The sequence below is a fragment of the Nocardia aurantia genome, assembly GCF_009604425.1.
GTDB lineage: Bacteria > Actinomycetota > Actinomycetes > Mycobacteriales > Mycobacteriaceae > Nocardia > Nocardia aurantia.
Genome location: NZ_WEGI01000002.1, coordinates 216,390 through 229,060 on the forward strand (window position 1 = coordinate 216,390; position 12,671 = coordinate 229,060).

The 12,671-nt window shown below is 68.1% G+C and carries 11 protein-coding genes and 1 pseudogene; 9 read left to right on the forward strand and 3 right to left on the reverse strand.

Annotation, left to right across the window (positions count from 1 at the left end; all coding sequences use genetic code 11):
- Window positions 1–6 precede the first annotated feature (6 nt).
- Both NRB56_RS04405 and miaB read right to left on the reverse strand, forming a co-directional pair.
- On the reverse strand, window positions 7–675 hold the full coding sequence (locus tag NRB56_RS04405; RefSeq protein ID WP_153339216.1) for an Rv2732c family membrane protein: 669 nt from the start codon (window positions 673–675) through the stop codon (window positions 7–9).
- A 42-nt stretch (window positions 676–717) separates the two neighbouring features.
- Complete coding sequence (gene miaB, locus NRB56_RS04410; protein ID WP_319942540.1) at window positions 718–2,283, reverse strand: tRNA (N6-isopentenyl adenosine(37)-C2)-methylthiotransferase MiaB; 1,566 nt, start codon at window positions 2,281–2,283, stop codon at window positions 718–720.
- 229 nt (window positions 2,284–2,512) lie between these two features.
- Here miaB and NRB56_RS04415 point away from each other — a divergent pair, with 229 nt between their 5' ends.
- The 5 genes from NRB56_RS04415 to NRB56_RS04435 all read left to right on the forward strand — a co-directional run bounded on the left by NRB56_RS04415 (window position 2,513) and on the right by NRB56_RS04435 (window position 6,406).
- Window positions 2,513–3,241, forward strand: a complete 729-nt coding sequence (locus NRB56_RS04415; protein ID WP_194290740.1) for an amino acid ABC transporter ATP-binding protein — start codon at window positions 2,513–2,515, stop codon at window positions 3,239–3,241.
- A gap of 67 nt (window positions 3,242–3,308) precedes the next feature.
- Entirely contained in the window at window positions 3,309–4,142 is an 834-nt protein-coding gene (locus tag NRB56_RS04420) for a glutamate ABC transporter substrate-binding protein (protein WP_153339218.1), read from the forward strand.
- A gap of 69 nt (window positions 4,143–4,211) precedes the next feature.
- A complete protein-coding gene (locus NRB56_RS04425) occupies window positions 4,212–4,895 on the forward strand; it encodes an amino acid ABC transporter permease (RefSeq protein ID WP_319942541.1) in 684 nt (227 codons plus the stop codon).
- The gene (locus NRB56_RS04430; protein WP_153339219.1) at window positions 4,892–5,794 is read left to right on the forward strand and encodes an amino acid ABC transporter permease; all 903 of its coding nucleotides are present in this window, start codon (window positions 4,892–4,894) and stop codon (window positions 5,792–5,794) included. The genes NRB56_RS04425 and NRB56_RS04430 overlap by 4 nt, the downstream gene beginning before the upstream one ends.
- A 156-nt stretch (window positions 5,795–5,950) precedes the next feature.
- Window positions 5,951–6,406: a nuclear transport factor 2 family protein gene (locus NRB56_RS04435; RefSeq protein ID WP_153339220.1), complete on the forward strand. Its 456-nt coding sequence runs from the start codon at window positions 5,951–5,953 to the stop codon at window positions 6,404–6,406.
- A gap of 26 nt (window positions 6,407–6,432) precedes the next feature.
- On the opposite strand, the gene NRB56_RS04440 is transcribed toward NRB56_RS04435, so the two are convergent.
- A complete protein-coding gene (locus tag NRB56_RS04440; RefSeq protein WP_319942542.1) occupies window positions 6,433–7,833 on the reverse strand; it encodes a DHA2 family efflux MFS transporter permease subunit in 1,401 nt (466 codons plus the stop codon).
- 126 nt (window positions 7,834–7,959) lie between these two features.
- Between NRB56_RS04440 and NRB56_RS04445 the strand changes: the two genes are divergently transcribed.
- The 4 genes and pseudogenes from NRB56_RS04445 (at window position 7,960) to NRB56_RS04465 (ending at window position 12,631) form a co-directional block, all read left to right on the forward strand.
- Window positions 7,960–9,000, forward strand: a complete 1,041-nt coding sequence (locus NRB56_RS04445; RefSeq protein WP_153339221.1) for an Lrp/AsnC family transcriptional regulator — start codon at window positions 7,960–7,962, stop codon at window positions 8,998–9,000.
- A gap of 155 nt (window positions 9,001–9,155) precedes the next feature.
- Complete coding sequence (gene recA, locus NRB56_RS04450; protein WP_153339222.1) at window positions 9,156–10,199, forward strand: recombinase RecA; 1,044 nt, start codon at window positions 9,156–9,158, stop codon at window positions 10,197–10,199.
- Between the two features lie 660 nt (window positions 10,200–10,859).
- Window positions 10,860–11,483, forward strand: a pseudogene (recX, locus tag NRB56_RS40405) (recombination regulator RecX); the annotation flags it as partial.
- A gap of 782 nt (window positions 11,484–12,265) precedes the next feature.
- On the forward strand, window positions 12,266–12,631 hold the full coding sequence (locus NRB56_RS04465; RefSeq protein WP_319942644.1) for a VOC family protein: 366 nt from the start codon (window positions 12,266–12,268) through the stop codon (window positions 12,629–12,631).
- The last annotated feature ends 40 nt before the right edge of the window (window positions 12,632–12,671 follow it).

Sequence of the window (12,671 nt, forward strand, 5' to 3'; positions counted from 1 at the left end):
TATGTCCTATTTCTGTTCGCCGCCCTGCTTGCCGTCGCCGAACAACCGGCGGCGGTATTCCTCCTCGGCCGCCACGGCGGCCGCGCGGCGGCGCTCCTCGGCCTCCAGTTGCATGGCGGTACGCGCCCAGACGACCCTGATCCAGTGGAATGTCAGGACGATGATCGCGATCGTCCCCAGGATCAGGCCGATGCCCGGTCCGGCGCCGTGATAGTTGCCGATGCCGGGCGTCTGCCGATGCCAGATCGACAGCACGCCGAACACGCTGCCCACGGCCGAACCCGCGACGGCGACCCAGGCCAGCGCCCAGCGCCGGGTGACCAGCGCCAGCGCCGAGAAACCGATGCCGAAGACCAGCACGAACCACTGGAACACCCGCGACGGCAGCCCGATGTGGTCGGCGGCCGCGACGTGGTCCGACAACAGGATGTCCAGGCCGCGGGTCTGGCCCGCGTGCGGCAGGATCAGCGACAGCAGCAGCACGAACACGGCACCCGCGACCACCATCGCCCGCGAACCCGGGTCGATCTCGCCCGCGATCTTGCGCTCGACCGCCTCGAGATCGCCGCGGAACTGCTCGAAGGCTTGCTTCTCGGCGGGTTTCATCTTCTCCTCGTTCGGCTCTGGTTCGTCGGGTGCGGAATCGGCGTCTCGTCCGGAGTCGTGTTCGGCCATGACGTCACATCCTCGGTCGCGGCGGGCGCACGCGGGACCGGTTCACGCGGAACAACCGGAATCGCAGGCCGGACCCGCCGTGACCGCGGGGACGGGCTCGGGGGCGCCGATCCGCGGCAGGCCCAGGCCGACCCCGATCGGCGCGGTCTTCGGCGTGATGCCGCGTTCGTGCGCGTCGCCGGCCCGGGTGCGGCGGTGGCCGCGCACGTCGCCGTCGGCGATCAGGTGATGTGGTGCGGCGCCGGTGATCTCGACCCGGACCAGATCGCCGGGGCGGATCGCGGACCCGCCCGGCTCGGCCGCCGGGCCGGGCCGGAAGTGCACCAGCCGGCCGTCGCGGGCGCGGCCGCTCATCCGGGCGGTGGCGGCGTTCTTCTTGCCCGCACCCTCGGCGACCAGCAATTCCACCTCGGCTCCGATCAGCGTCTGGTTGGCCTCGAGCGAGATCTGTTCCTGCAGGGCGATCAGCCGGTCGTAGCGCTCCTGGACGACCTGCTTGGGCACCTGATCGGGCATCGTCGCGGCCGGGGTGCCGGGCCGGATCGAGTACTGGAAGGTGTACGCGCTGGTGAACCGGGCCCGCCGCACCACGTCCAGGGTCTCCCGGAAATCCTCCTCGGTCTCGCCGGGGAAGCCGACGATGATGTCGGTGGTGATCGCGGCGTGCGGCATCGCGGCCCGCACCTTCTCGATGATGCCCAGGTAGCGCTCCTTGCGATACGAGCGCCGCATCGCCTTCAGCACCCGGTCCGAACCGGACTGCAACGGCATGTGCAACTGCGGGCAGACGTTCGGGGTCTCGGCCATCGCCTCGATCACGTCGTCGGTGAACTCCGCGGGGTGCGGTGAGGTGAACCGGACGCGTTCCAGGCCCTCGATGCCCCCGCAGGCCCGCAGCAGCTTCGCGAACGCGCCGCGGTCGCGCTGCCCCTCGGCGAGTTCCGGATCCGCGAAGTTGATGCCGTACGAGTTCACGTTCTGACCGAGCAGCGTCACCTCCAGCACGCCCTGGTCGACCAGCGCCTGCACCTCGGCGAGCACGTCGCCGGGCCGGCGGTCGACCTCCTTGCCGCGCAGCGACGGCACGATGCAGAAGGTGCAGGTGTTGTTGCAGCCCACCGAGATGGACACCCAGCCCGCGTACGCCGACTCCCGCTTGGCCGGCAGCGTGGACGGGAACGCCTCCAGCGACTCCAGGATCTCGACCTGTGCCGCCTGGTTGTGCCGGGCCCGTTCCAGCAGCACCGGCAGCGAGCCGATGTTGTGCGTGCCGAACACCACGTCCACCCAGGGCGCCCGCCGCACGACCGTGTCGCGGTCCTTCTGGGCGAGGCAGCCACCGACCGCGATCTGCATCCCGGGCCGCTCGGCCTTGATCGGCGCGAGGTGGCCGAGCGTGCCGTACAGCTTGTTGTCGGCGTTCTCGCGGACCGCGCAGGTGTTGAACACCACCAGATCGGCGGTGGCCCCCGGCCCGGCCTTGGCGTATCCCGCGTCCTCGAGCAGGCCCGACAACCGCTCGGAGTCGTGCACGTTCATCTGACAGCCGTAGGTGCGCACCTCGTAGGTCCGCACGACACTCGGCGACGAGGCGCTGGACGAATTCACCGGTCCAGGGTATCGGGCGCGGAAATCCCCTGTTCCACCGCCGGACCCGCCCGCCGGTGATGCGTGATGTGGATCACCAATGTCAAGTTCAGGTTAAACTCACGCGAACGGGTACTGTCTCCACTTCTGGAAATTGCGCAAATCTGTCCGTTTCACCCTAAGGTCATGGACCATGACCGACGCTGCCGACGCGATATCCGGCGCTGCCACCGCTGCCGACGCGCCTCCCATGATCTCGATGCGCGCCGTGGACAAGCATTTCGGAAAGCTGCACGTGCTGCGGGACATCAATCTGGAGGTCCCGAGAGGGCAGGTGGTGATCGTGCTCGGGCCGTCCGGCTCCGGCAAATCCACCCTGTGCCGCACCATCAATCGGCTCGAGACCGTCGACTCCGGCACGATCGCCATCGACGGGACCGACCTGCCGGCCGAGGGCCGCGCGCTGGCCCGCCTGCGTACCGAGGTCGGCATGGTGTTCCAGCAGTTCAACCTGTTCGCGCACAAGTCGATTCTGGAGAACGTCATGCTGGCGCCGGTGAAGGTGCGCGGCATCGACAAGAAGAAGGCGCGTACCGAGGCGCTGGCCCTGCTCGATCGGGTCGGCATCGCCAATCAGGCGGACAAGTACCCGGCCCAGTTGTCCGGCGGTCAGCAGCAGCGTGTTGCGATCGCCCGAGCGCTCGCGATGAACCCCAAGGTCATGCTGTTCGACGAGCCCACGTCGGCGCTGGACCCGGAAATGGTCAACGAGGTGCTCGAGGTGATGGTCGGACTCGCGAAAGAGGGCATGACCATGCTCGTGGTCACCCACGAGATGGGTTTCGCACGTCGGGCAGGGGAACGGGTGCTGTTCATGGCGGACGGGCAGATCGTCGAGGACAGCGACCCGGAAACCTTCTTCACCGCTCCGAATTCCGATCGGGCGAAGGATTTTCTCGGCAAGATTCTCAGCCACTGACGATCGTGAACGACGAACCCCGCGGCGGTCCCTCCGCACACTCCACGAGAGAGAAGGAACACATCAGATGAGGATCACTCGCGCGCTGCGCTTCGGTATCGGCGGCCTGGCCCTGGCCCTCGCCGTGGCCGGTTGCGGTGGCGGCAGCTCCAAGTCCGCCGGTGACAAGGCCGCGGACGGCAAGATCACCATCGGCATCAAGTTCGATCAGCCCGGCATCGGCCTGCGCAACAAGGACGGCTCGTTCTCCGGTTTCGACGTCGACGTCGCCAAGTACATCGCCGACAAGCTCGGGGTGAAGCCGGACGGCATCACCTTCAAGGAGTCACCGTCGGCCCAGCGCGAGACGCTGCTGCAGAACGGTCAGGTCGACCTCGTCATCGCGAGTTACTCGATCACCGACTCCCGCAAGGAGAAGGTCGATTTCGCCGGCCCGTACTACATCGCCGGCCAGGGCCTGCTGGTCCGTAAGGACAACACCGACATCACCGGTCCGGAGTCGCTCAAGGGCGGCAAGAAGCTCTGCTCGGTGAAGGGTTCGACCCCGGCGCAGAACATCCAGAAGAACTACGCCCAGGATGTGGCGCTGCAGGAGTACGACACCTACTCGCTGTGCGTGGAGGCGCTGAAGTCCGGCGCGGTCGACGCGGTCACCACCGACGACATCATCCTCGCCGGTTACGCCGCCCAGTCCACCGGCGCGCTGAAGGTGGTCGGCAAGTCGTTCACCACCGAGAAGTACGGCGTCGGAATCAAGAAGGGCGACAAGGCCACTCGCGACAAGGTCAACGACGCGATCGAGGCCATGGTCAAGGACGGCACCTGGAAGAAGGATCTGGACCAGGAGTTCGGTGGCACCGGTTTCCAGACCGCCCCGGCCCCGGCGGTCGACCGCTACTGATTCCGGTTTCGGGAGGGGCGGCGCCGCCGCCCCTCCCGAGCCCATGACGATCGGAGGGGCACGGCCGCCGTGTTCGACTTGCTCTCCAAGTACGGCTCCCAGTTGCTGCACGCATTCTGGACCACCATCGAGCTGACCGTGTTGTCGGCGATCGGAGCCCTGATCCTCGGCACCGTCGTGGCCGCGATGCGGGTGTCACCGGTGCCGGTGGCGCGCTGGCTCGGCACGGCGTACGTGACGATCTTCCGCAATACGCCGCTGACCCTGATCCTGGTCTTCTGCTCACTGGGTCTGTACACCACCCTGCACATCAAACTCGCCGGTGGTGGCGGCCAGAAGTTCCTGGACACCAACAACTTCCGGTTCGCGGTGCTCGGATTGAGCATCTACACGGGCGCTTTCGTCTGCGAATCGCTGCGCGCCGGTATCAACACGGTCCCGCTCGGGCAGTCCGAGGCGGGCCGGTCGCTGGGCCTGACCTTCGGGCAGAACCTGCGACATGTGGTGCTGCCGCAGGCCTTCCGGTCGGTGATCGCGCCGCTGGGCAGCGTGCTCATCGCCCTGACCAAGAACTCGACCATCGCCTCGGCGATCGGCGTGGCCGAGGCGGCCAACCTGATGGCCACGATGAACGAATCCGAGGCTCAGTTGCTGGTGATCGGCGCGATCTTCGCCTTCGGCTTCGTGGTGCTGACCCTCCCGCAGGGTCTGCTGTTCGGCTGGCTGGCCAAGCGATACGAGGTGAAGCGATGAGTTCCGACGCCTCCGTCCTGTTCGACGCGCCCGGACCCCGGACGCGACTGCGGCACAACATCTATTCGGTCGTGGCGGCCGTGGTGATCCTCGCGATCGCCTGGGTGGTGGTGCGCGCCTTCCAGCACAACGGCCAGTTGACCGCGGCGAAGTGGAAGCCGTTCCTGGAGGGCGAGGTCTGGCAGACCTATCTGCTGCCGGGCCTGCGCGGCACCATCATCGCGGCGGTGCTGTCGATCGTGCTCGCACTGGTCATCGGCACGATCTTCGGCCTGGCCCGGTTGTCCGACCATCTCGGCGTGCGGATCGTCGCCGGCGTGGTCGTCGAGATCTCCCGGGCCATCCCGGTGCTGATCCTGATGATCTTCCTGTACAACTACTTCGCACAGAACAACCTGATCGTCCCCGATCAGCTGGCGCTCACCGCGGTGGTGATCGCGCTGACGGTCTACAACGGCTCGGTCGTCGCCGAGATCGTCCGCTCCGGAATCCGGTCGCTGCCCAAGGGCCAGACCGAGGCGGCGGTCGCGCTCGGGATGCGCAAGGGCCAGTTGATGCGGCTGATCCTGCTGCCGCAGGCGATCACGGCGATGCTGCCGGCGATCGTGTCGCAGATGGTGGTGGCGCTCAAGGACACCGCGCTCGGCTACCAGATCACCTTCCAGGAGATCGTCCGCCAGGGTCAGCAACTCGGTGCGGCACAACAGAACACGGTGCCCTCGCTGATCGTGGTCGCGGTGGTCATGATCGTGCTCAACTGGGCGCTGTCGAAGCTGGCGACGGTGCTGGAGCGGCGACTGCGGTCACGCCGTCGCGGCGGCACGGTGGTCCCGGCGGCCACGGTCGTCACCGGCGCCGCGCCGGGGATGGACCTGACCCGGTCCGGAACCACGGCGTAACCGGCGTATCCACCCGAAGGCCCCCGGCCCCGATCCGCGTGATCGGGGCCGGGGCCTTTCGGTCCTGATCGTGGTCGTCGCCTTCGAGCCCACCCACTGGATCGCGCCGCACGGCAAGTGGATTCGCGCTCCGCCCACTCCCCCGGAAAGGACACCATGACCCGCCCGCCCCTGCCCCCGTTCGATCCGGACTCCGCGCGCGTCAAGGTGCGCGCCGCCGAGAACGCCTGGAACACTCGGGATCCGGAGACCGTCGCGCAGGCGTACACCGAGGATTCGGTGTGGCGCAACCGGGACGAATTCGTCACCGGTCGCGCCGAGATCGTCGAATTCCTCCGCCGGAAATGGGACCGCGAACTCGATTACGCACTGCGCAAACAACTCTGGGGCTTCCGGGAGAACCGGATGGCCGTGCGTTTCCAGTACGAATGGCACGACGCCGACGGGCAGTGGTGGCGCAGCTACGGCAACGAACTGTGGGAGTTCAGCCCGGCGGGCCTGATGTCGCGGCGCGAGGCGAGCATCAACGACATCGCCATCACCGCCGCCGACCGGCGGATCTTCGGTCCGCGCGGGCCGGAGGACGAGGACTGGGAGCTGCCGCTGCGGTGACTCGTTCCTCCGGTCACCGTGCGGTGCTATCCCACCGGTACCGCGGCGGCAGCTTCCGGAGTCCGTGCGCGGCGGTGGAACAGCGCGAAGACCAGGACCGCCGCCACGACACCCACCCCGGACGCGACAGCGACCGCCGCATCCAGTCCGGAGACGAACTGCGACAGCGGAATCCGGCGCGCCGATCCGGCGCTGCCACGGAACACGGTGCCCAGCACCGCGACTCCCAGCGCCAGGCCGAGTTGCCGCGTGGTGTTGACCGCGCCCGCCGCGATGCCGCTCTGCTGCGGCGGCACCGCCGCCATGCCGACCGAGACCAGCGACGGCGCCATGACACCGACCCCGACACCGATCATCGTGAAGCCGAGCAGCAGTGCGGTCCAATCAGATCCGACGCCGATCAGTGTGAGCAGACCGCTCCCCGCGCCGATCACCAGCAGGCCGCCGCCGACGGTCCACTTCGGCGCCAGATCGTGCAGGAAGCGGCTGTACAGGGCGGCCACCAGGAACGCTGTCGCCGCGAGCGGCAGCATCGCGAGACCGGCCCGCAGGGGCGACAGCCCCAACTGCTGTTGCAGCCACAGCGACAGCAGCGGGACACTGGCGAAGGCGGCGAAGTTGAAGGCCGCCGCGGCGATCAGGGTCGCGGTGAACTCCCGGTTGCGCAGCAGCGTCAGCGGGAACATCGCTGCGGCGCTTCGCATCTCGATCAGCACGAAGGCCACGGTCGCCAGCGCGCCGATACCGAGCGTCAGCAGCGCCCGGGTGTCGGTCCAGCCGTTCTCCCCGCCGCGGATGATGCCGTAGGTGAACGCGGTGGCGGCGATCGCGAAGGTCAGCATGCCCGGCACGTCGACACCGGTCCCCGGCCGGCGCGGCGAGGCCGCGAACGCCACCACCGACAGTCCGATCGCCAGCGCCGCGATCGGCAGGTTCACGAAGAAGATCCAGCGCCAGGACAGCAGATCGGTCAGCGCGCCGCCCAGAACCACGCCGATACCGGCGGCCGCGCCGGCCACCGCGCCCCAGGCACCGAACGCGATGCCGCGGTCACGGCCGGTGTAGGTCAGGTGCAGCAGCGACAGGGTGGTCGCCAGCATCGCCGCGCCGCCGACGCCCTGCGCCACCCGCGCGGCCACGAGCACCGCCGACGACTGCGCGATCCCGCAGGCCAGCGAGGCCACAGCGAACATCGCCAGCCCCGCCAGGTACACCGGTTTCGCGCCGAACCGGTCGGCCAGCGAACCGAATACCAGCAGCAGCGCCGCCAGCGCGAGCGCGTATCCGTCGATCACCCACTGCAATCCGGACAGGCCGGTGCCGAGATCGGCGGAGATGGCCGGAAGGGCGACATTCACGATGGTGATGTCGATGAGCAGGATCAGCGTGCCCAGGCACGCCGCGAGTAGGGGAAGCCATTTCCGCACGGGAACCTCCGGAATCGGGAACCGGCCGAGGGCCGGCGAGTATCGTTCGATGGATATCGACACCCAAGGTTGCGATACGCTCGAATATCCGCCCAGTCGCCGCGAAGATCCCGATCGATTCCTCCTATGAACATCGAAACTGTCAACGAATCCTCCGTGCTGGACCTGCTCGACAAGCAGATCGTGCACGGCCTGGTCACCGACCCGCGAATCTCGTTCGCGCGACTCGGCGCGATCCTCGGCGTCTCCGAGCAGACCGCCGCGCGGCGCTGTGGGGCACTCCGGCGGCGCGGCATGATCCACGTGTCCGGACTGGTCAACACGGTGCCGCTGGGCAGCCCGAGCTGGATCCTGCGGTTGCAGTCCACACCGGACAAGGCGCTGCGACTGGCCGAGGCACTGACGCGGCTACCCGATGTCGCCTGGGTGCAACTCCTGTCCACCGGATCCGAGGTCACCTGTGTCAGCCGGCCGCGCACCCTGGAGCAACGGGATCGGCTGCTGCTCGACACCCTGCCGCGGGCCAGTCAGGTGACCGGGATGATCGCACACGAGATCATCCATCGCTTCCCGCTGGACGAGGAGTGGCCGCGCTACAGCCGCCTGCTGTCCCCGGAGCAACTGCGTGAACTGGGCGCCAGCCGGCGGCTGAAGGCCGATCGGGCCGATCCCGACGTGACGGTGGACCTGTCGGACGACGAGACACTGCTGGCCGTGCTGGCCCGGGACGGCCGCGCCTCCTACGCCCGGCTCGCCGCCGAAACCGGTTGGAGCGCAACCCGAGTCGCGCGCCGGATGGCCGAGCTGACCGCGGCCGGGGTGCTGTACCTGGACGTCGACTTCGCCATCGAGCGCATGGGATACGCCGTGCGCGCGAGCCTGTGGTTGCGGACCCATCCGGCCGACCTGCACGCGGTCGGCACCGCGATCGCGGGCCATCCCGAGACCGCCTATGTGGCGGCCACCACCGGACCGACGAATATCGTGGCCACCATCGTCTGCCGGGACACCGCGCATCTCTACCGGTATCTCACCGAGCGGCTCGGCGCGCTGGACGGAATCGTCGGCGTGGAGGTCACTCCCGCGCTGCGGGTGCTCAAACAGGCCCAGTCCATGCTGCGCACCGATCGCATCGTGCCCGCCGCACCGGCGGCCGCCCGCAGGTAGCGCACGGGTCGCCGGCGAATTCAGATATCGGCGAGGCGCGTCGCTTGCCTCGAACAGATGTTCGTCTAAGCTTGCCGCCAGAACTTGTCGGTGCCACCGGCTAGCGTGGGCGGCAACCAGACTCCAGACCCACCAGTCGAAAAGGGGATCAGACGATGCCACCACAGGCCTACGACCGCGACAAGGCCCTCGAGCTGGCGCTCGCCCAGGTCGAGAAGAGCTTCGGCAAGGGCGCCGTCATGCGCCTCGGCGAGGAGGCCCGCCAGCCCATTTCGGTGATCCCCACCGGTTCCATCGCACTGGATGTGGCGCTGGGCATCGGCGGCCTGCCGCGCGGCCGCATCGTCGAGATCTACGGTCCGGAATCCTCCGGTAAGACCACGGTCGCCCTGCACGCGGTCGCCAACGCACAGGCCAACGGTGGCGTCGCGGCCTTCATCGACGCCGAGCACGCCCTCGACCCCGACTACGCCGCCAAGCTCGGTGTCGATACCGACGCGCTGCTGGTCTCCCAGCCCGACACCGGCGAGCAGGCGCTCGAGATCGCGGACATGCTGATCCGTTCCGGCGCCCTCGACATCATCGTCATCGACTCCGTCGCCGCCCTGGTCCCCCGCGCCGAGATCGAGGGCGAGATGGGCGACAGCCACGTCGGCCTCCAGGCCCGCCTCATGAGCCAGGCCCTCCGCAAGATCACCAGCGCCCTGAACAATTCGGGCACCACCGCCATCTTCATCAACCAGTTGCGCGAGAAGATCGGCGTCATGTTCGGTTCGCCCGAGACCACCACCGGCGGTAAGGCACTGAAGTTCTACGCCTCGGTCCGCCTGGACGTGCGTCGCATCGAGACCCTCAAGGACGGCACCGACGCGGTCGGCAACCGCACCCGGGTCAAGGTCGTCAAGAACAAGGTGAGCCCGCCGTTCAAGCAGGCCGAGTTCGACATCCTGTACGGGTTCGGCATCTCCAAGGAGGGCTCGATCATCGACATGGGTGTCGAGCACGGATTCATCCGGAAGTCCGGCTCCTGGTACACCTACGAGGGCGACCAGCTCGGCCAGGGCAAGGAAAACGCGCGAAAGTTCCTGCTGGAGAACACCGACGTGCGCGACGAGGTCGAGAAGAAGATCAAGGAGAAGCTCGGTATCGGTGCGGATGTCACCGCAGAGGCGGGCGTGGAGGCGCCCGTCGAGTTCTAGCCGATGCCGGACCGAGAAGCGCCGGGGCCGACCCCCCTCCAGGGCCCTGACGCAACTCGTCTCGACGCGGTCGAGCGGCTGCGCCGGCAGACCGAGCAATCGGAATCCACCGGCGCCCGCCCGACCGGGGCCGAAGAGGGACTCCGCCCCAAACGAGTCCGCTCCACCCACCGGGCGAAGCGCAAAGAACACCCCGGAGATCCCGAACGCCCCCAGGGCATCTGGCGCTCCGACGACGGGCCCCTCGCCCCCGAGTCCGCGAATTCGGTTCTTCCGCACGGTGAATGGGGAACCGGAACATCACACCAACCCGAACCGGCCTGGTCCGTCGAGGAATACCGACGGACCGTGGCGGACCGGCGATCCGAAAAGGTCCCGCCGGAGCCAGCTCAGCAGACCGAGGCAACTCCGCTGCCGCCCGCAGACCGGCAGAGCGAGTCGCCTCGGTCCGCTGGGGCTGGTAGACAGGCCGAACTGGCCAAGTTGAGTGAAGCGATCCGAAGTATCGAGACTGCTCAGCCGGATACGAAGACCCGATCGCGCAACGCGACTCGATCGAGCAGGACTGAGCGCGAAGACGATACGACCTGGCCGGACGAGGCAGATTCTCTTGCCGAGCGCGGTTTCCCGGACGAGGAATCCAGGCCGATCGGCGCGGCCGTGCGGCGGCGTGCCGATTCGGCGCGGTCGGATGAGTCGTCGGGACGGTCCGGCGGTGCGAAGCGTCGGGGACGGGGTGATCGGTCCGGACGGCGAGGAAGTGCGGGCGGCAGCCCCGGGGAGAAGGGTGCGCCGGGAGGCGGTAGCGATGCACAGGCGAAGGACATCTGCCTGCGACTGCTCACCGACCGCGCCCGGAGCCGGGCGGAGCTCGCGAAGAAGTTGGCGGACAAGGGATTCACTCCAGAAGTATGCGATCGCGTGCTGGATCGGCTCGCCGAGGTCGGCCTCATCGACGACGCCGCGTTCGCCGAACAGTGGGTGCATTCCCGGCACACCTACTCCGGCCTCGGGAAGAAAGCCCTCGTCCAAGAGTTGCGCCGCAAAGGCGTGGCCGATACGGACGCGGAAGCGGCACTGACGGCCATCACCACCGACGACGAATACACCCGCGCGATCGAACTCGTCCGCACCAAGCTGCGCACCCAGCCGGACTCCCTCGACCGTGACAAGGCGATTCGCCGCCTCGTCTCCATGCTGATGCGGCGCGGCTACAACCAGTCCACCGCATACGCCGCTGTTACGGCCGAATTGACCACTGCCGCACAACATTTCGAGCACGACGATGCCGACGGGGACACCCGCACCGGCACTGCCGGCCGCGCCGGCACCGGCGGCCGCACTAGCACTGGCGCCCGCACTGGCACTGGCACTGGCGCTGGCACTGATGGAGTCGCCGACGATCACGGTGGTGTCGACAGCGAGATCGGTGCAGGTGCATCCGGCCGTATGGGCTCGGGTCGATCCCAGGACATCGATACCGACGCCGCTGTCGAATTGGTGCGGCGCAAGCTGCGGACGCTCTCGCCGGATCTTCCGCACGAGACCGCATTGCGCCGGCTGGTCGGCATGTTGGCCCGGCGCGGCTACAACCAGTCCGCGGCCTATTCGCTCGTGAAAGCCGAACTACAGCAAGCTCGTACCGAGCCGGACGGCAACGGCAACGGCAACGGCAACGGCAACGGCAACGGCAACGGCAACGGCAACGGCAACGGCAACGGCAACGGCAACGGCAACGGCAACCAGGATCCGCCGGCGGCCCGGGATTCGTTGCGCCGAGCGGAAACCCCACGCGGCAGAACGATTGACCATCCCGCCGCCCCCAGCGACGACGAGGATTCCGACGCCGATCCCGAGCGGGAACGTGCTGTCGAGCTGGTACGCAAGAAGCTTCGGACGATGTCCGCCGATCGGGGACGGGACAAGGCCGTCTCGCAGCTGGTCGGTCTGCTCGCGCGGCGCGGCATCTCCGCCACCATCGCGTATTCCGTGGTGTTCGACGAACTGAATCACCGGGGCGAGGATCCCGGCGATCAACCCATCAATTGACCGAGCAGGAGCTCTCAGTGCTGGACCATCTCGCCATTCAATGCGCTGACGTCGCCGCCAGCGCCGCGTTCTACGACGGCGTGCTGGCCGCTCTGGGCGGCTCCCGGAAACTGGAATTCGGGCCGGTCATCGGATACGGCGACGATCGGCCCGATTTCTGGCTGGGTCCCAGCACCGGTGCGGACTTCCGCGAATCGCATATCGCTTTCGCCGCACCGGACCGTGCCGCCGTGCGCGCGTTCTTCGAGGCCGCCGTGGCAGCCGGCGCCGAGGTACTGCACGAGCCCCGCCTCTGGCCCGAGTATCACCCGACCTACTATGGCGCCTTCGTCCGCGACCCCGACGGCAACAACGTCGAAGCCGTCTGCCACGCTCCGGAATAGTCCGGATATCTCGGGCGGTGAGACCGCCCCCGGCCGAAGC

Coding starts and splice junctions, on each gene's coding strand:
- NRB56_RS04405 (WP_153339216.1), bottom strand. CDS start 675: ATGGCCGAACACGACTCCGGACGAGACGCCGATTCCGCACCCGACGAA.
- NRB56_RS04415 (WP_194290740.1), top strand. CDS start 2,513: ATGATCTCGATGCGCGCCGTGGACAAGCATTTCGGAAAGCTGCACGTG.
- NRB56_RS04420 (WP_153339218.1), top strand. CDS start 3,309: ATGAGGATCACTCGCGCGCTGCGCTTCGGTATCGGCGGCCTGGCCCTG.
- NRB56_RS04430 (WP_153339219.1), top strand. CDS start 4,892: ATGAGTTCCGACGCCTCCGTCCTGTTCGACGCGCCCGGACCCCGGACG.
- NRB56_RS04435 (WP_153339220.1), top strand. CDS start 5,951: ATGACCCGCCCGCCCCTGCCCCCGTTCGATCCGGACTCCGCGCGCGTC.
- NRB56_RS04445 (WP_153339221.1), top strand. CDS start 7,960: ATGAACATCGAAACTGTCAACGAATCCTCCGTGCTGGACCTGCTCGAC.
- recA (WP_153339222.1), top strand. CDS start 9,156: ATGCCACCACAGGCCTACGACCGCGACAAGGCCCTCGAGCTGGCGCTC.